This is a genomic window from Streptomyces sp. NBC_01275 (assembly GCF_026340655.1).
Lineage (GTDB): Bacteria > Actinomycetota > Actinomycetes > Streptomycetales > Streptomycetaceae > Streptomyces.
This window is the reverse complement of record NZ_JAPEOZ010000001.1, coordinates 954,630-979,641: the sequence shown is the minus strand read 5'-3', so window position 1 is coordinate 979,641 and position 25,012 is coordinate 954,630. Positions and strand designations below refer to the sequence as shown.

Sequence of the window (25,012 nt, the reverse complement as noted above, 5' to 3'; positions counted from 1 at the left end):
GGCTCAGCTCGTAGGTGTACCGGCATTCACGGGCACAGCACCGGTGGCCAACGTGGTGGCCAATGATGAGCCGATAGCGATTGTGGGGATGGGGTGCCGTTTCCCGGGTGGTGTGGAGTCGCCGGAGGATTTGTGGAGTCTGGTGACTGCTGGGCGGGACGCGATTTCCGAGTTTCCGACCGATCGTGGTTGGGATGTGGAGGCTCTGTTCGATCCGGATCCGGATCATGCGGGTACGACGTATTCGCGTGAGGGTGGGTTTTTGCATCGTGCGGCGGAGTTCGATGCGGGGTTCTTTGGTATTTCGCCGCGTGAGGCGTTGGCGATGGATCCGCAGCAGCGGTTGTTGTTGGAGGTGTCGTGGGAGGCGTTTGAGCGGGCGGGTGTGGATCCGGTGGGGTTGCGGGGGAGTCGTACGGGTGTGTTCGCGGGGGTGATGTATCACGATTACGGGTCGCGGCTGCGTGAGGTGCCCGGGCATATGGAGGGGCTGATGGGCACGGGGACGGCGGCGAGTGTGGCGTCGGGTCGGCTTTCTTACACGTTCGGGCTGGAGGGTCCGGCGGTGACGGTGGACACGGCGTGTTCGTCGTCGTTGGTGGCGTTGCATCTGGCGGCGCAGGCGTTGCGGTCGGGTGAGTGCGACATGGCGTTGGCGGGCGGGGTGACGGTGATGGCGACGCCGGGTGCGTTCGTGAACTTCAGCCGGCATCGCGGTCTTTCCTCGGACGGGCGGTGCAGGGCGTTCTCCGCCGATGCGGACGGCACGGGGTGGGCTGAGGGTGCGGGGATGTTGTTGGTGGAGCGGTTGTCGGATGCGCGGCGGTTGGGGCATCCGGTGTGGGCTGTGGTGCGGGGCAGTGCGGTGAATCAGGACGGTGCGTCGAACGGGCTGACCGCGCCGAACGGTCCGTCGCAGCAGCGGGTGATCCGCCAGGCCCTGGCCTCGGCCGGACTGCAGGCGGGTCAGGTGGATGCGGTGGAGGCGCATGGGACGGGGACCACGTTGGGGGACCCGATCGAGGCGCAGGCCCTCTTGGCGACGTATGGGCAGGAGCGGGCTGATGCCGGGCGGCCGTTGTGGTTGGGGTCGTTGAAGTCGAATATCGGGCATGCGCAGGCTGCTGCGGGTGTGGGTGGTGTGATCAAGATGGTGATGGCGTTGCGGGCGGGTGTGCTGCCGCGGACGTTGCATGTGGAGGAGCCGTCGTCGCACATCGACTGGTCGGCGGGTGAGGTGCGTCTGCTGGCGGAGGAGCAGGAGTGGCCTGCGACCGGTGAGCCGCGTCGGGCGGGCGTCTCGTCGTTCGGGTTCAGCGGCACGAACGCTCACGTGATCGTCGAGCAGGCGCCGCAGACGGCCGAGGTCCCTGAGGCGATGTTGGAGCCGGTGGATGGGTCGGTGGTGCCGTGGGTGATCAGTGCCGGGTCTGAGTCGGCGTTGGTGGCTCAGGCGGGGCGGTTGCGGTCGTTCGTGGCGCGGCGGCCGGGGGTGCGGCCGGTGGATGTGGCGTTCTCGTTGGCCACGGAGCGTGGTGTGCTGGAGCACCGGGCGGTGGTGGTGGGCGCCGATCGGGAGGAGCTGCTGGCGGGGTTGGATGCGGTGGTGCCGGTGGAGGCCCCGGGGGCGGGTCGGGCGGCGTTCTTGTTCACGGGGCAGGGTGCGCAGCGGCTGGGTATGGGCCGGGAGCTGGCGCGTACGTTCCCGGTGTTCGCGAGGGTGTTGGATGAGGTTTTGGGGGTGTTGGAGCCGCTGGTGGCGGGGTCGGGGGTGCTGCGGGATGTGATGTGGGGCGAGGACGTGGATGTGTTGGCGCGGACGGAGTTCGCGCAGCCTGCGTTGTTCGCGTTGGAGGTGGCGCTGTTCCGGCTGCTGGAGTCGTGGGGGATCCGTCCGGACATGGTGGCGGGGCATTCGATCGGTGAGATCGCGGCCGCGCATCTGGCGGGGGTCTTCTCGCTGGAGGATGCCTGTGTTCTGGTCGCGGCTCGTGGCCGGCTGATGCAGCGGCTGCCTTCTGGCGGTGCGATGGCCGCGGTGGAGGCGGGCGAGGACGAGGTGCGTGGGCTGTTGGCGGGGCGTGAGCACGAGGTGGGCGTCGCGGCCGTGAACGGGCCGGCCTCGCTTGTCGTCTCGGGTGTGGAGGCGGCGGTGGGCGAGATCGTGACGGAGCTCGCCGCGCGCGGGGCCCGCACCAGGCGGCTCACGGTGAGCCATGCCTTCCATTCGCCGTTGATGGAGCCGATGCTGGACGATTTCCGCGCCGTTCTCGAGGGTCTGCGCTTCACCGCTCCGACGCTGCCGTTCGTGTCGGCGGTGACGGGCGCCGTCGTAGGAGAGGAGATCGCCAGCCCCGAGTACTGGGTGCGGCATGTGCGTGATGCGGTGCGTTTCTCCGACGCTGTCGGTGTGCTGCACGCCCAGGGTGCGCGGGTGTTCGTGGAGGTGGGTCCGGACGCGGTGCTGGCCGGGCTGGTCGGTCAGTGCCTCCAGGACGTGGCGAGTGTGCCGGTGTTGCGGCGTGATCGGGACGAGGTGCGGTCGGCGATGACGGCCGTGGGACGGCTGCACACGGCCGGCACGGCGGTCGACTGGGCCGCGGTCCTCCCCGCCGCCCACCGGGTAGAACTGCCCACCTACGCCTTCCAGCGCGAACGCTATTGGCTCGATGCACCTGTTGGTACCGGTGACGTGACGGCTGCGGGTCTCGACTCACCCGGTCACGGTCTCCTCGGCGCGTCGGTTGCTCTGGCCGAGGGTGACGGTGTCCTGCTCACGGGTCGTGTTTCGCTGGCGTCGCATGCGTGGCTGGCTGATCACGCGGTGCACGGTGTGGTTCTGGTGCCGGGTGCGGCGCTGGTGGAGTTGGCGTTGCGGGCGGGTGAGGAGGTGGGCTGCGATCGCCTGGAGGAGCTGACGCTGCAGACGCCGCTGGTGTTGCCGGAGGCGGGTGGTGTGCAGGTTCAGGTCGTCGTGCATGGTGTGGGCGAGGGGGGTGTGCGGGAGGTTGGTGTGTATTCCCGGTTGGAGGTGGCCGGGGGCGGGGGTGTGTGGACGTTGCATGGGAGTGGTGTTCTGGGTTCGGGTGGTGGTTCGGGTGGTGGTGTGGATCTGTCGGTGTGGCCGCCGAGGGGTGCGGTGTCGGTGGATGTACGGGACTTCTACGAGGGTCTGGCGGGGCGGGGGTATGAGTACGGGCCTGCGTTCCAGGGGTTGCGTGGGGTGTGGCGGCGTGGTGACGAGGTGTTCGCGGAGGTGACGTTGCCGGAGGAGGCAGCAGGGTCTGCGGCGGAGTTCGGTCTGCATCCGGCTCTCCTCGACGCGGCCCTGCATGCTGCGGTAGCGGCGGTGCCTGGGGATTCGGGGAGTGCGCGGGTTCCGTTCGCGTGGCGTGGGGTGTCGTTGTGGGCTGGTGGTGCCACGAGTCTTCGGGTGCGTCTGGGGCTCGGTGGTGATGCGGGTCTTTCGTTGGTGGCTGTGGATGGTGCGGGTGAGTTGGTGGTGTCCGTCGAGGAACTGGTGACTCGGGAGGTGTCCGAGGACCAGTTGGCTGTTGCAGGGCGTGCTGAGTCGTTGTTCCGGGTGGAGTGGGTTCCGGTTCCGGGTTCGGGTTCGGGTTCGGGTTCGGGGGCTGGTTCGGTTTCGGGTGGGGTGGTGTCGGATGAGTCGGTGGTGGTGTGGGAGTGCCCGGTGCTTGAGGGTGGGGTTGTGGAGGTGGCTCGTGAGGGGTTGGTGCGGGTGTTGGAGGTGGTGCAGGGGTGGCTGGCTGATGAGGAGTCGGCTGGTCGGCGGTTGGTGATTGTCACGCGGGGTGCGGTGGCCGCCGGTGTCGGCGGCAGTGCCGCTGGTGGTGGGGATGTGGTTGTGGATGTGCGGTGGGCTGGTGTGTGGGGTTTGGTGCGGTCGGCGCAGGCGGAGCATCCGGGTCGGTTGGTGTTGGGTGATGTTTCTGTCGATGCGGGTGTGGAGGCGATTGAGGCGGGGTTGGCGTCGGGTGAGGCGCAGTGGGCGGTGCGGGAGGGTGTGGTGTTGGTGCCGCGTCTTGCCCGGGCCCGGCTGAGGCCTGCCGCTGCAGGTCCTGCTGATGTCGTGTTCGGTGGGGGTGCGGTGTTGGTGACGGGTGCGTCGGGTGTCTTGGGTGGTGTGGTGGCCCGGCATCTGGTGGGTGTGCACGGGGTGCGGGAGTTGGTGTTGGTGAGTCGGCGTGGTCTGGGGGCCGAGGGTGTGGGGGAGTTGGTGCGGGAGTTGACGGGGATGGGGGCTCGGGTGGAGGTGGTGGCGTGTGATGTGGCTGATCGTGACGGGTTGGCGGGTGTGTTGTCGGGTCGGGTGTTGTCGGGTGTGGTGCATGCGGCGGGTGTGCTGGACGACGGGGTGGTGGAGTCGTTGGACGGGGGAGGTTGGGTGCGGTGTTGGCGCCGAAGGTGGATGCGGCGTGGCATCTGCATGAGCTGACGCGGGGTATGGGCTTGTCGGCGTTCGTGTTGTTCTCGTCGGCGGCCGGTGTGTTCGGGACGGCGGGTCAGGCGGGTTATGCGGCGGGGAATGTGTTCCTGGACGCGTTGGCGCAGGCGCGTCGGGCGGAGGGTCTGCCGGGTCTGTCGTTGGCGTGGGGTCTGTGGGCGCGGGCGAGCGCGATGACCGGCGACCTGACGGAGGCGGATGTGAGGCGGCTGGAGCGTTCGGGTGCGCGGGCGTTGTCGGACGAGGAGGGTCTGGCGTTGTTCGACGGGGCGCTGGCCGGGGGTGAGCATGACGGTCTGCTGGTGCCGATCCAGCTAGACCTGGCGGCGCTGCGCAGCCACGGGGCCTTTGCACAAGAAATGCCGACGATGCTCAGCGGTCTGATACCGCCCCAGACCCGGCGTAGGGCCGCGGGCTCCGGGGCTGGCGAGGCGAGTGGTGGCGAACTGGCGCGCACCCTGGCCGCACTGGACGCGCCCCGGCGAGGAGCTCATGTACTCGGAATCGTGCGCACGGCTGTGGCCGGGGTCCTCGGACATGCCTCCGTGGACGCTGTCGAGCCGGAGAAGTCCTTCCGCGACCTCGGGTTCGACTCGCTGACGGCTGTCGAGCTGCGCAACCGTCTCACCTCGGCGACCGGTCTGCGGTTGCCCGCCACCCTTGTCTTCGACTACCCGACCACGGCAGCGCTGGCCGACTTCGTGCTGGCACAGGTCATCGGCGAGACGCAGGACGCCGGTGCCGGCGCCGTGCCGACCCGCACAGGGATCGACGACGATCCGATCGTCATCGTGGGCATGAGCTGCCGTTACCCGGGTGACATCACCTCCCCGGAGGACCTGTGGGACCTGGTGTTGTCCGGCGGTGACGCGATCTCCGGCTTCCCGGAGGACCGTGGTTGGGATGTGGAGGCTCTGTTCGATCCGGATCCGGATCATGCGGGTACGACGTATTCGCGTGAGGGTGGGTTTTTGCATCGTGCGGCGGAGTTCGATGCGGGGTTCTTTGGTATTTCGCCGCGTGAGGCGTTGGCGATGGATCCGCAGCAGCGGTTGTTGTTGGAGGTGTCGTGGGAGGCGTTTGAGCGGGCGGGTGTGGATCCGGTGGGGTTGCGGGGGAGTCGTACGGGTGTGTTCGCGGGGGTGATGTATCACGATTACGGGTCGCGGCTGCGTGAGGTGCCCGGGCATATGGAGGGGCTGATGGGCACGGGGACGGCGGCGAGTGTGGCGTCGGGTCGGCTTTCTTACACGTTCGGGCTGGAGGGTCCGGCGGTGACGGTGGACACGGCGTGTTCGTCGTCGTTGGTGGCGTTGCATCTGGCGGCGCAGGCGTTGCGGTCGGGTGAGTGCGACATGGCGTTGGCGGGCGGGGTGACGGTGATGGCGACGCCGGGTGCGTTCGTGAACTTCAGCCGGCATCGCGGTCTTTCCTCGGACGGGCGGTGCAGGGCGTTCTCCGCCGATGCGGACGGCACGGGGTGGGCTGAGGGTGCGGGGATGCTGTTGGTGGAGCGGTTGTCGGATGCGCGGCGGTTGGGGCATCCGGTGTGGGCTGTGGTGCGGGGCAGCGCGATCAATCAGGACGGTGCGTCGAACGGGCTGACCGCGCCGAACGGTCCGTCACAGCAGCGGGTGATCCGCCAGGCCCTGGCCTCGGCCGGGTTGTCGGCGGGTCAGGTGGATGCGGTGGAGGCGCATGGTACGGGGACCACGTTGGGTGATCCGATCGAGGCGCAGGCGTTGCAGGCGACGTACGGGCAGGCGCGTGGGGATGGACAGCGGCCGTTGTGGTTGGGGTCGTTGAAGTCGAACATCGGGCATGCGCAGGCCGCCGCCGGGGTGGGCGGTGTGATCAAGATGGTGATGGCGTTGCGGGCGGGTGTGCTGCCGCGGACGCTGCATGTCGATGAGCCGTCGCCGCACATCGACTGGTCGGACGGCGCCGTACGACTGCTCTCCGAGGAGACGTCCTGGCCCGAGACGGGCGAACCTCGCCGGGCGGGCGTCTCGTCGTTCGGGTTCAGCGGCACGAACGCTCACGTGATCGTCGAGCAGGCGCCGCAGACGGCCGAGGTCCCTGAGGCGATGTTGGAGCCGGTGGATGGGTCGGTGGTGCCGTGGGTGATCAGTGGCGGGTCTGAGTCGGCGTTGGTGGCTCAGGCGGGGCGGTTGCGGTCGTTCGTGGCGCGGCGGCCGGGGGTGCGGCCGGTGGATGTGGCGTTCTCGTTGGCCACGGAGCGCGGTGTGCTGGAGCACCGGGCGGTGGTGGTGGGCGCCGATCGGGAGGAGTTGTTGGCGGGGCTTGCTTCTGTGACGTCGTCGGAACCGGTCGTCGGGGGCATGTCGGCGTTCTTGTTCACGGGGCAGGGTGCGCAGCGGCTGGGTATGGGCCGGGAGCTGGCGCGTACGTTCCCGGTGTTCGCGAGGGTGTTGGATGAGGTTTTGGGGGTGTTGGAGCCGCTGGTGGCGGGGTCGGGGGTGCTGCGGGATGTGATGTGGGGCGAGGACGCGGGTGTGTTGGCGCGGACGGAGTTCGCGCAGCCTGCGTTGTTCGCGTTGGAGGTGGCGCTGTTCCGGCTGCTGGAGTCGTGGGGGATCCGTCCGGACATGGTGGCGGGGCATTCGATCGGTGAGATCGCGGCCGCGCATCTGGCGGGGGTCTTCTCGCTGGAGGACGCCTGTGTTCTGGTCGCGGCTCGTGGCCGGCTGATGCAGCGGCTGCCTTCTGGCGGTGCGATGGCCGCGGTGGAGGCGGGCGAGGACGAGGTGCGTGGGCTGTTGGCGGGGCGTGAGCACGAGGTGGGCGTCGCGGCCGTGAACGGGCCGGCCTCGCTTGTCGTCTCGGGTGTGGAGGCGGCGGTGGGCGAGATCGTGACGGAGCTCGCCGCGCGCGGGGCCCGCACCAGGCGGCTCACGGTCAGTCATGCCTTCCATTCGCCGTTGATGGAGCCGATGCTGGACGACTTCCGCGCCGTTCTCGAGGGTCTGCGCTTCACCGCTCCGACGCTGCCGTTCGTGTCGGCGGTGACGGGCGCCGTCGTAGGAGAGGAGATCGCCGCCCCCGAGTACTGGGTGCGGCATGTGCGTGATGCGGTGCGTTTCTCCGACGCTGTCGGTGTGCTGCACGCCCAGGGTGCGCGGGTGTTCGTGGAGGTGGGTCCGGACGCGGTGCTGGCCGGGCTGGTCGGTCAGTGCCTCCAGGACGTCGCGAGTGTGCCGGTGCTGCGACGCGACCGGGACGAGGCGCGGTCGGCGATGACGGCCGTGGGACGGCTGCACACGGCCGGCACGGCGGTCGACTGGGCCGCGGTCCTCCCCGCCGCCCACCGGGTAGAACTGCCCACCTACGCCTTCCAGCGGGAGCACTACTGGCTGGACCCCACGGAGTTCTCCGTCACCCAGACCACCCAGACCACCCAGACCACCCAGACCACCCAGGACCCCGAGAATCCGGAAGCCGAGGATGACACCACCTCCTCAACCATGACCACCTCGGCCACCGCCACCCCGGACACACCCGTCTTGGACACAGATGCCCGCTTCTGGAAAGCCATCGCCCATGCGGACATGGCAACGCTGGCGAGCCTCCTGGACCTCGACGTACCAGAGGACGAGGAGGCCATGAGGACGGCGCTGCCCGTGCTCTCCTCGTGGCTGGGGCGGCGGAGGGCCGCCATGCCCCTGCCCCACTACCGCATCGGTTGGACCGCGGTGAGCCCGGGCGGCGACATGGCATCGCGCCTGGACGGCACGTGGCTGCTGGCCGTGCCCGCGCAACTCGCCGCCGACGACGAGCTGGTGACCCGTATCGGCGGAGTGCTCACCGCCGCAGGCGCGGACGTACACGTCCTGACGGCCGCTCCGGTGAGCGAGTCCGGGGCTGAAACCGCGCAGACCGCATACGACAGTCTTCTGCCGCAGCTGCAGTCGCTGCTGTCGTCCGGAAAGGATCCCGTCGGCGTCCTGTCACTGCTACCGCTGTCCCCCGCCCCGGCCCCCGCCCCCGCCCCGGCCCCCGCCCCCGCCCCGGCCCCCGCCCCCGCCCCCGCTTCTGCTTCCACCTCCACCTCCCCCCCTGTCCTTTCCTCCGCGCAGTTCGATCCGAGGCGGGCCGCGGCAGGGACACTGGCCCTGTTGCGTGCGCTGTCCGACTGCGGCATGACGGCGCCCGTGTGGTCCCTGACCTCGGGAGCCGTGGCCAGCGGTACGTCCGATCGGGTCACCGCACCTGCTCAGGCCGTGGTTTGGGGGCTCGGCCGGGTGCTCGCCGACGGCGCTGCCACGCGCTGGGCCGGTGTCGTGGATCTCCAGGAGGACTGGAACAACCGGGTCCTGTCCAGGCTCCCGGGAATACTGGCCTGGTCCGGGGAGACCGGCGAGACCGAGCTGGCGCTTCGCGACGCGGGTGTCTTCGCCCGTCGGCTCATTCCGGTCGCGACCCCGTCGGCCCCCGCCCCGGTGGGGTCCGCCGCCGAGACTCTTCCCGCGGCCCTGCGCGGTACGGTGCTGATCAGCGGCGGCGACGGGGCATGGCGTGACCGGGTCGCCGACCGGCTGCTCGCCGCCGGTGTTCCGCACGTCCGGTTCGTCGAGGACCGGGCCGACTCCACCGTCGTAGAATTCCCGACCGGCGATGTCCCGCGCGCCTCAGCGGTCGGCGACTCCGGGTCCGACTCTCCCCTTACGGCCGTGATCCACATGCCGGGGACCGAGGTGGCCGACGGGCCGTTGGACAAGACGCTGGACGGGCTGCTGGGCGCGGAACTGTCCATGGTCGGCCCCTTGGCGGCGCTCGCCGAAGGCCCGGACCCCGTCGCGGTGTTCCTCGTGGTGCCGATCACCGACCTGCTCGGAGGCACCGACGAACACGGCACCGACGAACACGGCACCGACGAACACGGCGCCGACGAACACGGCGCCGACCTCGATGACGACAGGAGCCCCGCCTCAGGCAGTCGCCCTGCTGTCTCCGTCCCCGTCCCCGTCCCCGCCTCCGCCCCCATACCCACCCCCACCCCCACCCTCACCGACCCCGTCCGCGCCGCGATGGCCGCCTGGCTCGAGGCTGTGGCCCGTGAGCGCACCGCGGGCGGGGTCACGGTACGGCTGGTGGCCGCCGACCCCGACACCCTCGCCCCCGCGGTGCTGGGCCGGGCCGTCGACCGGGGTGACGGAGTGCTCGCGACGACCAGCACGGACTGGGCGCGGTACGTCGCTCAGCGGCCCGACGCGCGAGGGCACCGCTTCCTCGTGCGGATTCCCCAGGCCCGTGCCGCCCTCGACGCGGCGGGGCCGGCGGCCGCGGGAGACGCGGCCGGACTCCTCGCGGGCGTCGACGGACCGGAGTCGCTGCGCCGCGTGCTCGCGGAGCGAGACGCGGTGCAGCGGGTCGAGACCCTGGTGGAGCTGGTACGCGGGCAGGTCGCTGCCGTCCTCGGCCACTTCTCAGTGGAGGGGATCACCGCGGAGGGCGATTTCATGGACCTCGGCTTCGCCTCCCTCACAGCGGTCGAGTTCAGCCACCGACTCAGCGCTGTCACCGGGCTGCGGCTGACCGCCGAGCTCATCTACGACCACCTCAATCCGGCCGAGCTCGCCCAGCACCTCGGCCGGGAGCTCGCCGCCGAACTTCCCGTCACCTGACCCTCGGACCGTTCCGGGGGCCGCACGGCCCCCGGGACGGTCGACCCGCTGGACCCATCGCAAGGAAGCGAGAACAGTGATGACCTCTGCGGTCGACAGCGGCGTATGGATACGCCGATACCAGCCCGCTCCCGACGCCGCCGTCCGGCTGCTGTGCCTGCCGCACGCGGGTGGAGCGGCCAGTTACTACGTTCCGGTGGCCCGCGCGCTCGCGCCCGGCGCCGATGTCCTGGCCGTGCAGTACCCCGGGCGCCAGGACCGCCGTACGGAGCAGCCGCTGGGCAGCGTCCAGGAGCTGGCCGAGCGGATCACCGAGGCCGTGGCGGGGTCCGACGACCGCCCCCTCGCCCTGTTCGGGCACAGCATGGGAGCCCTGGTCGCTCACGAGGTGGCGTTGCGTCTGGAGGAAGCCGGCCGCGCTCCGGTACGGCTGTTCGTGTCGGGGCGGCGTGCGCCCTCGGCGCTGCGGCCCAGCGAGGACCTGCACAAGCGCAGCGACACGGACCTGATGCGCGCCGTGCGCGCGCTGAGCGGCACCGACGACCAGGTCTTCGAGAACGAGGAACTGCTGCGCATGGTGCTGCCGACGATCCGCGGCGACTACCGGGCCGTGGAGACGTACGAGCCGCGCCCCGGTGACCTGCTCGGCTGCCCGGTCACCGTGCTCACCGGTGACGACGACAGCACGACGACGGTGGCGGAGGCCCGTTCCTGGGCCGCGCACACCGGCGGTCCCTGCGATGTGCATGTCTTTCCCGGCGGACACTTCTACCTCAACGACCGGTCGGGGGAGGTCCTCGACGTCGTCAGGCGGCACCTGAGGCTGTGACGCGCACGGCGGCGAGCAGCCGGGCCAGCTCGACCGCCCACTGCGCGCCCAGCCGGGCCGCCTCGGCCGCGCCGGGCCGGCCCAGCGCGGCCGAGGCGAACGCCCTTACCGTGGCGCGGACCTGGTCCTCCGCCGGCAGGCCGTGGGTCTGTTCCCGGTCGGTGCGCACCCGTACGATCGGCGCCTGATCGGCGGGCGGAGTGAAGGCCCGCTCGACCCGGATACGGCCGTGGCTGCCCCACAGTTCGTAGGACGACTCGTAGGCGTGGCGCATGCCGAACACGAGGTGCGCCGTGACGGGGTCGGGGCCGGGCGTGCGCAGCAGGACGGCGCCGGCTGTGTCCACTCCGTACCGTGGCTCGTCCACCAGCGTGGCGCCCGCCACCTGGAGCCCCGTGCCGAGGAAGTGGCCGGCGGCGCGCAGCGGGTACACGCCGACATCGACGAGGGCGCCGCCGCCCAGGTCAGGCCGGTGCCGTATGTCATCGTCGGGCAGGGCAGGGATGGTGAACACGGCCTGGAAGTGCCGTAGTCGGCCGATCGTGCCGGAGCGCACCAGCTCGGCGACCCTGGAGTGCGCGCCATGATGGACGAACATCACGTTCTCCATCAGGACGAGGGAGCGGGACGCGGCGAGTGCGGTGAGCCGTGTCGCTTCGGCCGGGTCGGAGGTCAGCGGCTTCTCGACCAGGACGTGCTTGCCGGCCAGCAGCGCTTCATGGGCCCAGCGCGCGTGCAGCGAGGCGGGGGTCGGGATGTACACGGCGTCGACGTCCGGCCGGGCGAGCATCGCCCCGTATCCCGTGACGGCGGCGCAGCCGTGGGCGTCGGCGAGGTCGTCGCAGCGGCCCGGTTCACGGGTGGCGATCGCGGTGATCCGCGTCTCGGGCGCGGCGGCGAACGCGGGAAGCATCCGCCGCCGGGCGATGGAGGCCGCACCGAGCACACCGATCCGCAACGGGGCACAAGCGGCTTCGGGGCCGGGTCCGGGGCCGGAGCGGGTACCGATGCCAGTGCCGGAGCGGGTGTCGGCGTCCGTGGCGGAGGGGGAGCCGGCGTCCGTGGCGATACCGACGCCTGTGCCCGTGCCGACGCCCGTGCCGACGCCCGTGTCTGTGCCCGGGGCCGTGGTCATGACGCGTCCGGCACGGAGCGCAGACACGCCAGCAGCGTCCGCGCCTGTACGTTCACGGCGAGTCCGGCGCCGGTCAGCCGCTCCAGTTGCCGGACGCTCAACCAGGCGTAATCCGGAGGAAGTTGCTCACGAGCCAGGGCGTCCTCGGCGTCGACCAGCAGATAGCGGCTGACCGCGTCGCGGAAGCGGCCGCCCTCCTCCGAGTGGAGCGCCGAGTAGCGGATCCGGGACGGCGGAGCGGACAGCACCTGGTCGAGGTGGCGTGGACGCCGGTCGGCCGGATAGTTCTCCGGTACGCACTGCACGGTGGGCGCCACCTCCACCACACCGGGCAGGCCGCCCTCCATCCGGGCGTGCGCCAGGACATGGGGCACCCCGTCGAACTCGTGCACGAGAAACGCGGTCACCCCCTCGCCGCGCGGCTCGATCAGGGGCTGGGTCCAGCTCGTGACCTCCCGGCTGGCGGCCTCTACGGCCACGGCGACGACGTCGAAGTAGCGCCCGTCCTCGCGGGTGATCTCGCGCTCGGTGCGCCGCCATTCGGGCAGCCCCAGCAGCGGCACCGGCTCGATGGTCCAGTCGTGGGTGGAGCGGTGCTCGGTGAGCCAGCTCAGCACGTCGACGTCCGGGTTCAGCGCGAGACGGCCGGCCGGGTCGTCGGTGCGGGGCGGCAGACTCGACAGCACGGTGCGCGCATCCATGTTGACGGTGTTGTCACGGCCGAGCAGGGCGTCCAGCTGGCCCAGGGTGAGCCAGCAGAAGTCGGGGTGCGGTGGCACCTCGTCACTCGTCTCGACGATCATGTTGCGGTTGTTCTTGCGGTAGAACCACGAGCCGTGCTCGGACTGCAGCACGTCGGCGAGCACCCGCCCCCGGCGCGGCCCGGCGAAGTACTCCAGATAGCGGACCGGCGAACCGCGGTGCACCCGTGTGTAGTTGCTGCGGGTCGCCTGCACGGTCGGGGACAGCTGGAGAAGGTTCGGATTCCCCGGTTCCATCTTCGCCTGCATCAGAAAGTGCAGGACCCCGTCGAACTCCTTCGCCAGAATCCCGAGAATGCCCACCTCGGGCTGCCGGATGATCGGCTGATGCCACTCGGGGAAGAGGCCGGTCGTGGTGCGTACATGAAGTCCCTCGACCGTGAAGAAGCGTCCGGAATTGTGTACCAGGTTTCCGGTGCGGGAGATGAAATGCCATCCCTTGAGATCCGCGAAGTCGATCCTGCGCACCGCGAAGACGTGCTCGCGTCTGCGTTCGGCGAGCCAGTCGGCGAAGTCCGCCGTCGCCAACTGGACGCCCTTCTCCGTCATTTCGGCCGACTCGGCCAGAAGTGCCGTGGTCCGCCGTTCCCACCGGGGCCCCGGACGCCGAGTACTGGCGCCCGTCCCCCGATCGCGAAGGCCCGTGCCCGTTGTCGCTGCAGGTGTGGTCACTGTGTGGAGAATACGGAGGTCAACCCCCCCTATCGTCCCCCTAATCACCCCTGAGGGAAATGCAGGGGCCGGAAGGTGCGGTGTATTCTTGCTAGTTTTCCGCCTGACAGTGGGTGGACCTGACCGGGTCCGGTCCTGAGGCAGGGAATTGAATTGGCGGAAGAAACACAGAATACGGAAGAAAAGCAGAAGGCGAGTGAATCGCCGGTGGGCGTCCTCGTCGAGGCGTTCCGGCTCACCCTCGCCCCGGACCGGTGGGCGGCGCTGGACCAGCGCCGGGGACGCCTCCTCGGCTGTGGCAGGGCGCTGGACGCCGTGGATCTGGACGGGGAGCGGCTGCGCCCCGCGTTGCGCATCGAATGGGAGTGAGGACGATGGCAGACACCGAGTCCTTCGCCGAGCCCGCCACGGGTACCGGACCGGCCGTCGCGCCGGGTACCGGACCGGCCGTCGCGCCGGGTACCGGACCGGCCGTCGCGCCGGGTACCGGATCAGCCCTGGAGCCGGACACCGGATCGGCCGGCGCGTACGAGCTGACCGCGGTCGAGGCCGCGGCGCGCGTCGCTGAGGGCAGCCTGAGCCCGGTCGACCTGGTGAGCCGGCTCCTCGCGCGGATCCGGGAGACCGAGTCGGCCGTCGGCGCGTACACCGTGGTCCTGGAGGAGCAGGTGCTCGAGGAGGCGGAGCGGTCCGGCAAGCGCATCGCGCAGAGCGGCCCCTTGGGTCCGCTGGACGGTGTGCCGGTCTCCGTCAAGGACCTCTTCGACGTGGCCGGCACGCCGACATGGGCCGGTTCGCAGGCGCTGCGCCGCGCCGGGGGGACGCCCGCCGCGGCGGACGCCGCCGTGGTGGCGCGACTGCGTGCGGCCGGCGCCCTCGTCCTGGGCAAGACGCGGATGGACGAGTTCGCCTTCGGGACGGTCACTCCGGGGACCCGCAACCCGCGGTGCCCCGAGCGCTCCGCCGGGGGGTCCAGCGGTGGCGCGGCCGCGGCCGTGGCGGCCGGACTCGGCCCCCTCGCGCTCGGCACCGACACCGGCGGCTCGGTCCGTATCCCGGCCGCCATGTGCGGGGTGGTCGGGCTCAAGCCCACCTTCGGGCTGCTCCCCTCGGACGGGACGACGGCGCTCTCCTGGTCGCTGGACACACCGGGGGTGCTGGCCCGCTCCGTGGAGGACGCCGCGCTCGCCCTCGCCGTCCTCGGCGGTCCCGCCGTCTCCGTGGCCACCGGCGTCGGCTCGTCCGCCGCCCGGCTCGGCTCCGCCGTCGGACTGACCCTCGCGGTGCCCGACGACGCGCTGTTCGCGCGCTGCGCCCCGGATGTGGCCGAACGGGTCGCCGCCGCGGTGGAGTCGCTGGCCGAGCTGGGTGCTCGTGTCGTACGCGTCGCTCTGCCCCTGGCCGACATGGTGTCACCGGCGGTCTCCTTGATCATGGCGGCGGAGGCGAGCGCCGGTCACCGGACGACGCTGGAGAGCGGCGTCGAACTGCATCCGACCACCCGCGACCGGCTGGAGGAGGGCGCGCTGGTGCCCGCCCGCGACTACATCGACGCGCTGCGCGTCCGGCAGCTCCTGCACAACCGGTGGCGGGAGGCGTTCGAGGGCGTCGACGCCTTCGTGCTGCCGACCGTCGCCATCACCCCCGTCGAGCACGGTGAGTTCTTCCTGCCGCAGCCCGACGGCGGCATGGACGTCGTACCGGTGGCCAGCACCCGTTTCGCGCATCCCGCCAGCCTGACCGGGCTGCCCGCGCTGTCCGTTCCCTGCGGTCGGCCGCAGGACGGTCTGCCGGTGGGCCTGCAGTTCATGGGGCGCCCCCGCGGGGAGGCCGTGCTGCTGCGGCTCGGCCGTCTGTACGAGACGTTGAACGGCGGGCCGTGGCCCGTCGCCGAGCCGGCCACGGACTGACCGGGACCGTCCGTCCCACCGGCGCGGGCGCGGGTGGGACGGACCTCAGGCGCTCTCGACGAGGTCGGCGAGAGCCTGAGGGGTCCGGTGCTCGAAGACGTCCTGCAACCGCAGCGCCCACCCTTGCGTACGCAGGGCGGCGACGAGGCGGATGGCGCTCATGCTGTCACCGCCGCTGAGGAAGAAGTCGTCCTGCGGTCCCACGTCGGAGCCGCCCAGGACATCCGCGAAGTGCCGGCACATCAGCCGCTCCGCCGGCGTGGCGGGAACCGTCCGGGCGCCGGTGCGCCCCGCACGGCCCGCGTGCTCCGGGCGCGGCAGCGCGGTACGGTCCAGCTTGCCGTTGGGGGACAGGGGCAGCACCTCCATCGGCACCACCTCGGACGGCACCATGTACGGGGGCAGCGACTCGCCCGCGTGGGCCGACAGCTCCCCGGGTTCGCACCGCGCCCCCGGGGCGGCCACCACGTACCCGACCAGCCGCCGCGCCCCGGGCACGTCCTCGCGCAGCACCACCACGGCCTGCGCCACGCTCTCGTGGCGCAGCAGCACGGCCTCCACCTCGCCGACCTCGAGCCGTTGCCCGTGCAGTTTCACCTGACCGTCCGCGCGGCCGACGAAGACGACCGTCCCCTCGGGCGTCCGCCGCACCAGGTCGCCCGTGCGGTACACGCGTCCCCCCGGCCGCCAGGGGTCGTCGAGGAAGCGCTCGGCGGTCAGGTCGGGACGGCCGAGGTAGCCGCGGGCGACACCGGCGCCCGCCAGATGGAGCTCGCCGGTCTCACCGGGAGCGCACGGTCTTCCCTCGTCGTCCAGGACGTACGCCACCGTGTTGGCGACGGGCCGCCCGATCGTGGGCGCCGGGTAGGCGGACAGCGGTGCGACGAACGCGTCGACGGTGCACTCGCTCGGCCCGTACAGGTTGAGGGCGAGCAGCTGCGGCAGCGCCCGCAGCCTCGTCCACTGCTCGGCGCCGACGGGCTCGCCGCCGAGTGCCAGCACCCCGAGACGATGTGCCCCCGTGTCGGCGAACAGGCCGCAGTGGTCCAGTTGTTCGGCGTACGTCGGTGTCGTCTCGACGACGTCGATGCGGTGGTCCGCGATGTACCGGACCAACAGGGCCGGGTCGCGGCGGGTCGTCTCGTCGACCAGGTGCAGTTCGTGTCCCTCGAACAGCCACAGCACCGGATCCCACGCGGCGTCGAAGGACAGCGCGGCGGTGTGCGCCACGCGCAGCCGGGAACGTCCGAGGTGCGCGGTCGCCGGACCGAAGAACAGCTCACGGTGGGAGACGAGGAGGTTCAGCAGGGAGCCATGCTCGACGACCACGCCCTTGGGCCGGCCGGTCGAGCCCGAGGTGAACAGGACGTACGCCGCACCCCGGGCGGAGAGCGCCCGCACGCGGTCCTCGTCGCCGAGTGCGGCGCAGGGCTGCGCGGCGAGCGCCGAGGCCGCCTGCGGGTCGTCCAGGAGCAGCGCCGCGACACCGGAAGCCCGCTCCGCGGCGAGCTCGCGGGTGGAGATCAGCAGCTGTGGGCGGGCGTCGGCGAGCATGGCCGAGATCCGTTGTGCCGGATATCCGCTGTCGACCGGCACATACGTGGCGCCCGCCGTGAGCACGGCGAGCAGGGCCACGACCGAGTCTGCGGTACGGGGCAGCAGCACCGCGACGAGCACGTCGCCGTCCGTGGCCGTCGCCGTGGACTCGGCCACCTGGCGGGCCAGCCGCTGGACCCGCGCGTGGAGTTCCGCGTACGTGTACACCGCGTCCGGTGTGACCAGTGCCGTCGCGTCGGGGCAGACGGCCGCGGCCCGGTCGAGCAGCTCCGGCAGCAGGGGACCGGACACCGGGCGGACCGGGCCGGTCAGCGCGTGCGCGACGGCCGGGGTTCCCACGTTTCCCACCATGACGTCCCCGGTTCAGCCGATGAGGAGGGCGGAGACGGCGGCGGCCACCTTCTCGTGCGCCAGCAGGTCCGCGTGGGCGATGTCGGGGAAGGGGACCTCCTTCCCCACCAGCCGTCCCGCCTCGCCGCTGCCCGAAGAGGTCACCGCGGTGGCGGCCGACCAGCCCCGGACCAGCGCCTCGGGCTCGGTCGTCGCGAGCTGGCCGGAGCCGCAGACGAACGAGACGTAGGTGGTGAAGCCGGCCAGGTACTCCGCCGTGGCCTCGTCGTCGAGGCCGGCGCGGTGGCAGGCGGGCGCGCCGTACTCGCGGAAGACGCCGATGAGTTCGGCGCCGAGGGCGGTGATGTCGGTGGCCCGCTCGCGGGCCTGTTCACCGCGCGCCCGCGCGGCCGCCTTCTCCTCGGGCGTCAGCTCCGTCAGGAACCGCTCCATGATCATCTGGTACTGCCAGTGCAGGAAGAACTCCTGCGGGACGTCGGGGTCGAAGAAGACCGTGGCGGGAGTCTCGCCCTGGAGCGTCCCCAACCGGTCCGCCAGGATGGCGGCGTACGGACTCGCGGCGCAGAACGCCATGACCGCCCGCACGGGGCGGCCGCTCTCGCGTACTCCCTCCAGCCAGCGTTCGATCCACTCAGCGCCGGTCAGCGCGATGCCGGAGGCCAGCGGCGGGGGAAGGGTCTCCCACAGGCCGTACGGGATGTCGAGCTTCGCGGCGAGGTCCGTGAAACCGGCCTCCGGCCTTCCCGTACCGGGGAAGTCGACCGCGAGGACGACCTCGTCCGCCGTTCCCTCGGACCGGACCGCCCAGGACTCGCTCTCCGCCATGATGCCCCCCGCCTCCTAGGCAAGCCGTGCAAGGATCTCTCGTCAGGCTTCGAACGCCGACCTTAGGCGTCCCCCTGGCCCGGGCAAACCCCAATCGGCCCCCTAGCGGCCCCTGTCACGACGCAGGCCGGCGCGGCCACCGCCAGGGGTCGGACCCGCAGGACCCGCAGGCCCCCGCAGCTTCCGGTACGGCGGGGGCGGCCGGTACGGCGGGGCGCGGTCGATACGGCGGGGCTCGGCCGATACGGCGGGGCTCGGCCGACGCCCAAGGCCGCTGTGCGCGGGCCTGCGAGCCAGAGCGGCGGCCAACCCGCCTATGTCGTCGGGCCGTTCGCGCCGCGCGGCTTCGGCGTCCTCCGGGGGAGGGGGACTGAGCGGCCCCAGGCCCTCAGACCATCCGGGTCGCCGCCGCCGCGCCCTCCCCGCTCGGCGGCTTCCGGCGTTGCCACTCCTGGGCCAGCTCCGCCGGGAAGCGCCGCCCGCTGCGGGCCAGGACGACGCCCTCGGTCAGCTCCAGTTCGTCCCCGGCGCGGAAGTCGCGTGAGGCGTCCTGGGGAAGGTCGCGCCAGGGCCCGGGCCCCGACTTGCCCGTCGCCCGCCACCTGGTGCCGAAGCTGCTCACGTCGGTGGTGTGCACGACGCCTCCCGCGACCCGCAGTTCCACGTGGGCGCGGCTGACGAGGCCGGCCAGATCGCCGGGGAGCAGGTCGTGCAGGGCGATGCCGCCGGGGCCAGGCCTCCGGCCGATGCGCACCGTCGAGCCGTCCTCCAGGGTGAAACGGGCCGCGACCCGGTCGGCGACGAGCAGCTTGAGCTGGACGGTGGCGGTGCGCGGGCCGTCGTCGATCAGTTCGAGACCGTGGTGCTCGCAGGTCGGGACGCCGCGCCGCATACGGGGAAGCAGCACCATCGCGCCCCTGCGGGTGTCGTACGCGGTGCACCGGTCGTCCGGGCGGCGCCAGTTCCTCCAGCTCATCGACGGATGGACGGGCAATCCCGCCTACGTCGAGAACAGGTTCACCGACGTACTTGCCGCCAACGCGCTGGCGACGGCCCTGTCCCCGAGCTACTGCGCCGGCGTCAACCTCGTGAGGGCCCTCCTCCTCGACGAGAGCACACGGGAACTGTTCCGGGACTGGGAGGAGCTGACCGAGGCGCTGATCGCCTCCCTGCGGGCCAACGTCGGGCCCGATGTCGACGATCCTCGCCTGTCGTACGGCTGCGGCTGGCCGGCGACAGTTCGCCGTGCACCCGCAGCTGTCCGGCAGGGGGACGAGTGATGCGGGTGTGCCGGTTCGGCGTCTCTCTCCCACCATCTGCCAGTTCGTACCCCGGCGCACCCGAGGGGCAGCGGCGCACCACTTCGGCCCCCCGATCGGCCGGGGCGGCATCGGGCTGCATCGGGCGATCGGCTTCCACGCCAAGGTCGGTGGCCGGCGGCATGAGGTACGAAACGCCCCGAGCGCGCCGCGGTCAGCTGCGTACCGCGCCGCTTGCTCACCCGGGGCCGCCATGCCTGCTGCTGGTCCGCATTCAGCCATCTGGAGTCGGTCACGGCTGAAGCCCAACCGGAAAGGTTGACGCGTCATCTAATCGGGGTTACGTTCATGTTGACGCCTCAACCCGGTTCTTCGGACAGGAGCAGCAGCTATGAGCGAGCAGAAGGTCATCGCGGTCGCCGGAGCGACGGGAGCCCAGGGCGGCGGCGCCGCGCGGGCGATCCTCGCCGACCCTGATGCGGGCTTCACGGTGCGCGCGCTCACCAGGAACCCCGACTCGCCCGCCGCCAGGGAGCTCGCCGCGCTGGGGGCCGAGGTGGTCCAGGCGGACTTCTACGACGAGTCCAGTGTGCGCAAGGCGTTCGAGGGCGCCTACGGCGCCTTCCTGGTCACCAACTTCTGGGCGCACGGCTCGGCGGTCAAGGAGATCGAGGAGATCGACGTCCTGGTGCGGGCCGCCAAGGCGGCGGGGCTGAAGCACGTGGTGTGGTCGACGCTGGAGGACACCCGCGAACTGCTGCCGCTGGAGGACGAGCGGATGCCCGTTCTCCAGGACAAGTACAACGTGCCGCACTTCGACGCCAAGGGCGAGGCCAACGACCTGTTCCGTCGGGCCGGGGTGCCGACCACCTTCCTGAACACCACCTTCTTCTTCCAGGGCTTCCTGACCCAGGTGGGTCCCCAGCGCGGCGAGGACGGTGTGCTGACCCTGACCCTGCCGCTGGAGGACGGCAAGCTGCTGGCCGGAGTGGACGCCGAGGACATCGGCCGGACCGCCTTCGGCATCCTCAAGGGCGGCGAGCGGCTCGTCGGCGAGACCGTCGGCCTGGCCGGCGACCATCTGACCGGAGCGCAGTACGCGGCGAAGTTCCAGGCCGCCCTCGGCGAGCCGGTGCGCTTCCAGTCGGTGCCCTACGACGTCTTCCGCTCCCTCGACGTCCCGGCCGCCGAGGAGATCGCCAACATGTTCCAGTACTACGGCGACTTCGACCAGGAGTTCACCGGCGCCCGCGACCTGGACAAGGTGCGGGAACTCAACCCGGCGCTCAAGAGCTTCGACGACTGGCTGGCCGAGAACGTCTCGAAGATCAAGGAGAGCTGAGCGAGTCCCTCTCCGGCAGGCGCCGCCTCGCGAGTGGAGCCCGGCACGTCGCCGACCGTGCAATCGCCAGTGCAGCGCGCTGCACTGGGTCTGCGCGTGGCAACGACTTCGGGACTCAGACGATCGACTTGATGGTGTTGTCCGCGTACCGCAGCGTCTCGTCGATGGCCTTGTCCATCTCGCGCAAAGCGTCGGGCTTTGCCGTGAGGAGGGCACTGACGTTGATGCTGCTCACGGCGAGGAGGCATCCCGCCACGGTGAGGAACTCCTTGTACCGTTCCTGCCCCTCATGCCCGAGCGATTCCCAGTCCCGGGGCTCCGGCGGCAGACTTACCCTCCACTTCTCAAGGGCGTGGGTGCCGTGGACGCTGACGTACTCCATGATGTCCGTGGCGCGATGCAGTACCTCGATCATCGCGTCGAAGCCTTGCTGTGACTGATCCAGAGCCGCCTCCGCGGCCTCGACCTCGGTTCGGAGACGCTGCTCCTCCTTCTTGTTCCGGCGCTGCCTCAAGACGTAGAAGCCGGCGGCCGCCAGCGCTGCCGCCGGGGCGGCGACCATGCCTGTGAGCAGGAGGGTTCCACCCGCCATGCCCGCACCGCCTGCAGCCAGCGTGCCTCCTCCCAGGAGGGCCAGCGTCGCGTTGGTCGCGGCAACCCCTGACAGCGTCGAAATGGCTGTTCCAGTGGAGGCGGTCCCGAACAACGCGGCGGCAGTGAACGCACCGTAGGCCGCGGCGCCGCCTGCTGCCGCCCCGGCCGCACCTCCAGCGGCGGCACCGCGGATCGCGTTGGCGATCCCGAAGGACATGGCCTCGATACGTATCGCAGTAGGGGTCTCGCCCGTGCTCTCGATCTCCTCCTCACTCGGCCTCTCTGGCTCGGGCGCCCCGCTGATGCTCTCGGCCAGCTCCACGAACCTCAGGAAAAACCCGTCGCGGGCGGCATCATGGACCCGGTTGAAGGCTTCCCCGTGTTCTTGGGTGATCTTCGACCGCTGGGCCGCCTTCTCGTTGATCTCGGCGTGACGTCTTTTCGTCTCCGCGACTTGGTCGCGCAACTTCACCGGCCGCTGGCCCCGCTGACGAGCGAGAGACCTGGTTCGGTCCTCCGCCTCCTGCTTGAGTTGCTCGGGTGTCAGTTGGAGCGCGAGGGCGATGGCGGCCAGACGGTGCTCCCCGGGGCTTATGAGCCCGTGCTCGATCCGGGAGATCGAGACCGCGCCGCCCTTCCCGTAATCGGCCCGCCTGGCCAACTCTTCCTGGGTCATCGAGGGTCTCTGGGCCTGGCGGTGCTCGCGGATCACAAGGCCCATCGCGTCTGCGCTGAAATCATTCATCGGTTCCGGCCCCCTTGGTCAGCGGGCTGTGGCGACGCCAGGAGGACTGAGCCTCGCGTGCCAGCGCACCACCGGAGCGGAAAGCCTGGGCGCTGTCTTCCGCGAACTGCTTGGCCGCCTTGACTACGGCCGGGTCACGACGGACTTCGTCGGCGGTCTGGATGTTCTGGGCGGCAGTGAGGGCCAGGTGGGCGAGGTTGAGGCGAGACATGGCAGTGGACCCTTCGTCGCTGATGATGCCTGCGCGTGTGCAACATAGCGTCACTTAGTGTGCGGTGTACGCACTATGGCGACACCGACTGCAACGGCGACCCTCGGCGTCTGGGACCGCGGTTGAGCCTGGCGTTCGAGGTAGCGGACGTGTTCGGCGACGGCGTCATAGCGCCACCGGTAGGCGCGGGCCGTTCGTTCGCGGCGGAGGGTGTAGGCGGTGATCTGTGTTTCCAGGCCGACCGCCGGGCGGCGCTGGACCGACTGCACGCCAACAGGCAGCGTCCGCTGTGGGCCTCGACGGGTGTGAAGGACCCGACCTGCCCCGACACCCTCTACATCACCGAACTGCTCGCATCCGGCATCGTCGACACCATGCCCGAGGCCACCCTGGCAGTCCTGGGACAGCCTGGTGAGCGCGGTCCGCGGTCCGCGGTGCCCGACCGCGCCGTAACGGCTCTTGCACCTGACCCACTGCGGGTAACACCGGTGCCGGTGCCGTCATCCAGCGCCCGTCCCCCGGTGTCGGTCAGTAGCCGATGGTGAAGCGGCGTTGGACGAAGCGGGGCAGTTCGGCCTCGTCGACAAGAGCGACGGCGGAGTCCTCCATGGAGATACGGCTGCGCCCGTCCGCGTCGAGTACCGGCTGGTCGCCACCGATTCGGAACCGGCCCGTACGTTCGCCGGGTGCGATGTCCTCCGCGGGGCTGAAGTAGGTCCACAGCCGGTTGGAGGTGCGCAGGACGTTCAGGGCGTCGCGGTGGCCGCGCACCGCAGCGGCGTACTCCCTGGGCAGGCCGATCTCGTCGAGGGTTTCGTGTAGGAGTTCGTCGGAGTCGGCCCGTACGACTCCGGGCTCGATCTCCAGGCTGCCGGCACCGCCGATGACGATGAGCCGGGTCCGTGGGTGGCTTTCCAGTGCCTTGAGGAGTGCTCGCGCGGCGGTGGCGTACAACGTGGGATCGGCGATCGAGCGGGCCACGGTGTCGGCGATGTCCTTGGCGGCGTTTCCTGGCTGGAATCCGCTGATCAGTACGTCGAGGCCAGGTATGACGGCGGCGACGGCGCGGGCGTCGAGGACGTCGACGCTCTTCCAGACGACGTTCTTTCGGTGCTCGTCGATCCGCGTGGCGTCGCGGCTGAAGGCCGTGACGTGATGCCCCCGGTCGAGGGCTTCGGTGACGACGCGACTGCCGATGCCGCCTGTGGCCCCAATGACTCCGATGTGCATGGCTCTCCCTGGGTAGTTGGTCGTGCAGCCGCCCACTTTCACGGCATGCAGAAACTATACGGCGTGAAGTATTGATATGGAGTGCACTATTGTGACGCTGTAGAGTAAGTAGCCATGGAACGCGTGGGAAACACCAAGGGGCGCCGCGAGCGGCTGAGGGCCGAGACGGCCGCCGAGATCAAGAAGGTCGCGCTGGAGTTGATGGCCTCGGGGGGACCGGACGCGATCACGCTGCGAGCCATCGCGCGCGAGATGGGCATGACGGCCAACGCCATCTACGGTTACTTCGCCACCCGCGACGACCTGGTCACCACGCTGATCAGCAACGTCTACACCGCGCTGGCCGACACCGTGGACGCCGCGTGGGGCGCCGCCCCCGCCCAGGACCCGGCGGCCCGGATCCAGGCATGGGCCCACGCCTTCAGGAACTGGGCGCTGGCCAACCCCGAGGGCTTCCGCCTCATCTACGGGGACCCCGTCCCCGGCTACCGGCCGCCCGAGGGCGGCGCCGCTCCGGAAGCCGCCCACCGTGTCTGCACCGGCATCACCGCACTCGCAGCCGCGGCCTGGCCGCACGCCGAACTCCGTTACGCGGACAGCGACTTCGAGTGGTCCGACTTCGACCTCGGCCTGCTGGACAAGGTCCGCCCGGCCTTCCCCGACCTGCCCCCGGCCGCCGTGGCCCTTGCCCTGCGTATCTGGAGCCACCTGCACGGCCTGGTGTCACTGGAGATCTACGGCCACCTGCAGACCCAGGCCCTCAGCCCGGAAAAGCTCTTCCGTGAAGAACTGGCCCAGCTCGTCCGATCCTTGGGCATCACACCGCAGAGCTGACTGCCCTGCGCAAGCGCCCAGTCACTCGGTGGCGCCGGGCCCGGTATCGGGCGACCTCGCCGCCCGACCGACCCGCTGGGCGGACCACATCATCCCGAGCCCGACCAAGGCCGTCGCCGTGGTGACGGCCGTCATCACCAGTTCGACCGCCGGGTCGACATGCACCAGTTCGACTACCGCGTGGTACAGGACGACAACGCCGAACAAGGTGTACCCGGCGCCCCACAGCCGAGGCCTGGACACGCTGCCGACCAGCCAGGGAAGCATCCGGAACGACGTGGCGGCCGTGATGCCCACGGCGAGGCAGAAGAAGGCGGTGACGAAAAGCAGTACGTTGATGGCTATGCCCACTGGCTGATCATCGCACTGTTGGGGCTCCCCGGAAACGACTTCTTTTCTGCGTGCTTGAGCAGGCTAGCCGGACCGCCGGCAGCCGCTTGTCCCTTTTAGGCTGTTGAGCGTGTCGCCGCAGGTCAGGGGTTGTGAAGTCACGCGCTGGATCGCCTCGCGGATGGGGGCGACGCGGCATGCAGCCGGACCGAGGAGCCGCTGAAGAGGCGCTGGGTGGCTGTGGTCGGCTGCCAGGGGCAGGGGGCTCACCCGCAGATTCTTCGCTGCTGGTGGTGGCCGCCTTTCGTGATCATGTC

The 25,012-nt window shown here is 70.8% G+C and carries 16 protein-coding genes and 2 pseudogenes; 9 read left to right on the top strand and 9 right to left on the bottom strand.

Annotated features, from left to right (window positions below; translation table 11 throughout):
• Positions 1–88: 88 nt before the first annotated feature.
• From OG562_RS45960 to OG562_RS04315, 3 genes and pseudogenes are all read left to right on the top strand, one after another.
• Positions 89–5,263 (top strand): annotated as a pseudogene (locus OG562_RS45960) (beta-ketoacyl reductase); the annotation flags it as partial.
• A gap of 23 nt (positions 5,264–5,286) precedes the next feature.
• Positions 5,287–10,110, top strand: a complete 4,824-nt coding sequence (locus OG562_RS45955) for a beta-ketoacyl synthase N-terminal-like domain-containing protein (RefSeq protein WP_353962847.1) — start codon at positions 5,287–5,289, stop codon at positions 10,108–10,110.
• Between the two features lie 79 nt (positions 10,111–10,189).
• Complete coding sequence (locus OG562_RS04315) at positions 10,190–10,939, top strand: thioesterase II family protein (protein WP_266393763.1); 750 nt, start codon at positions 10,190–10,192, stop codon at positions 10,937–10,939.
• Here OG562_RS04315 and OG562_RS04310 read toward each other — a convergent pair.
• On the bottom strand, positions 10,917–12,101 hold the full coding sequence (locus OG562_RS04310; RefSeq protein WP_266393761.1) for a Gfo/Idh/MocA family protein: 1,185 nt from the start codon (positions 12,099–12,101) through the stop codon (positions 10,917–10,919). The genes OG562_RS04315 and OG562_RS04310 overlap by 23 nt on opposite strands.
• The gene (locus OG562_RS04305) at positions 12,071–13,384 is read right to left on the bottom strand and encodes an NDP-hexose 2,3-dehydratase family protein (protein WP_266393759.1); all 1,314 of its coding nucleotides are present in this window, start codon (positions 13,382–13,384) and stop codon (positions 12,071–12,073) included. The genes OG562_RS04310 and OG562_RS04305 overlap by 31 nt, the downstream gene beginning before the upstream one ends.
• A 330-nt stretch (positions 13,385–13,714) precedes the next feature.
• On the opposite strand from OG562_RS04305, the gene OG562_RS04300 reads away from it, so the two are divergent.
• Positions 13,715–13,876, top strand: coding sequence for a hypothetical protein (locus tag OG562_RS04300; protein ID WP_266393757.1), 162 nt, complete (start codon positions 13,715–13,717; stop codon positions 13,874–13,876).
• Positions 13,877–13,881: 5 nt separating this feature from the next.
• A complete protein-coding gene (locus OG562_RS04295; protein ID WP_266393755.1) occupies positions 13,882–15,417 on the top strand; it encodes an amidase in 1,536 nt (511 codons plus the stop codon).
• Positions 15,418–15,462: 45 nt separating this feature from the next.
• Here the strand turns inward: OG562_RS04295 and OG562_RS04290 are convergent, their stop codons facing one another.
• The 3 genes from OG562_RS04290 to OG562_RS04280 form a co-directional block, all read right to left on the bottom strand.
• Positions 15,463–17,313, bottom strand: coding sequence for a non-ribosomal peptide synthetase (locus OG562_RS04290; RefSeq protein ID WP_266393753.1), 1,851 nt, complete (start codon positions 17,311–17,313; stop codon positions 15,463–15,465).
• A 24-nt stretch (positions 17,314–17,337) separates the two neighbouring features.
• On the bottom strand, positions 17,338–18,150 hold the full coding sequence (locus OG562_RS04285; RefSeq protein WP_266393751.1) for a hypothetical protein: 813 nt from the start codon (positions 18,148–18,150) through the stop codon (positions 17,338–17,340).
• Between the two features lie 388 nt (positions 18,151–18,538).
• The gene (locus tag OG562_RS04280) at positions 18,539–19,060 is read right to left on the bottom strand and encodes a hypothetical protein (protein ID WP_266393745.1); all 522 of its coding nucleotides are present in this window, start codon (positions 19,058–19,060) and stop codon (positions 18,539–18,541) included.
• Positions 19,061–19,073: 13 nt separating this feature from the next.
• Here OG562_RS04280 and OG562_RS04275 point away from each other — a divergent pair, with 13 nt between their 5' ends.
• The gene (locus OG562_RS04275) at positions 19,074–19,430 is read left to right on the top strand and encodes a hypothetical protein (protein WP_266393743.1); all 357 of its coding nucleotides are present in this window, start codon (positions 19,074–19,076) and stop codon (positions 19,428–19,430) included.
• 370 nt (positions 19,431–19,800) lie between these two features.
• Positions 19,801–20,751: an NmrA/HSCARG family protein gene (locus OG562_RS04270; protein ID WP_266393741.1), complete on the top strand. Its 951-nt coding sequence runs from the start codon at positions 19,801–19,803 to the stop codon at positions 20,749–20,751.
• A 115-nt stretch (positions 20,752–20,866) separates the two neighbouring features.
• On the opposite strand, the gene OG562_RS04265 is transcribed toward OG562_RS04270, so the two are convergent.
• Entirely contained in the window at positions 20,867–22,090 is a 1,224-nt protein-coding gene (locus tag OG562_RS04265) for a helix-turn-helix transcriptional regulator (RefSeq protein ID WP_266393739.1), read from the bottom strand.
• The gene (locus tag OG562_RS04260; protein ID WP_266393737.1) at positions 22,083–22,301 is read right to left on the bottom strand and encodes a hypothetical protein; all 219 of its coding nucleotides are present in this window, start codon (positions 22,299–22,301) and stop codon (positions 22,083–22,085) included. Before OG562_RS04260 ends, OG562_RS04265 begins: the two co-directional genes overlap by 8 nt.
• Positions 22,302–22,531: 230 nt before the next feature.
• Between OG562_RS04260 and OG562_RS04255 the strand changes: the two are divergent.
• Positions 22,532–22,693: pseudogene (locus tag OG562_RS04255) on the top strand (transaldolase); the annotation flags it as partial.
• Positions 22,694–22,829: 136 nt separating this feature from the next.
• Here the strand turns inward: OG562_RS04255 and OG562_RS04250 are convergent.
• Positions 22,830–23,531: an NAD(P)-dependent oxidoreductase gene (locus OG562_RS04250; protein ID WP_266393735.1), complete on the bottom strand. Its 702-nt coding sequence runs from the start codon at positions 23,529–23,531 to the stop codon at positions 22,830–22,832.
• Between the two features lie 114 nt (positions 23,532–23,645).
• On the opposite strand from OG562_RS04250, the gene OG562_RS04245 reads away from it, so the two are divergent.
• Positions 23,646–24,365 (top strand): TetR/AcrR family transcriptional regulator, encoded by a 720-nt coding sequence (locus tag OG562_RS04245; RefSeq protein WP_323187477.1) that lies wholly within the window; start codon positions 23,646–23,648, stop codon positions 24,363–24,365.
• 21 nt (positions 24,366–24,386) lie between these two features.
• On the opposite strand, the gene OG562_RS04240 is transcribed toward OG562_RS04245, so the two are convergent.
• A complete protein-coding gene (locus tag OG562_RS04240; protein ID WP_266393733.1) occupies positions 24,387–24,716 on the bottom strand; it encodes a hypothetical protein in 330 nt (109 codons plus the stop codon).
• Positions 24,717–25,012 lie beyond the last annotated feature (296 nt).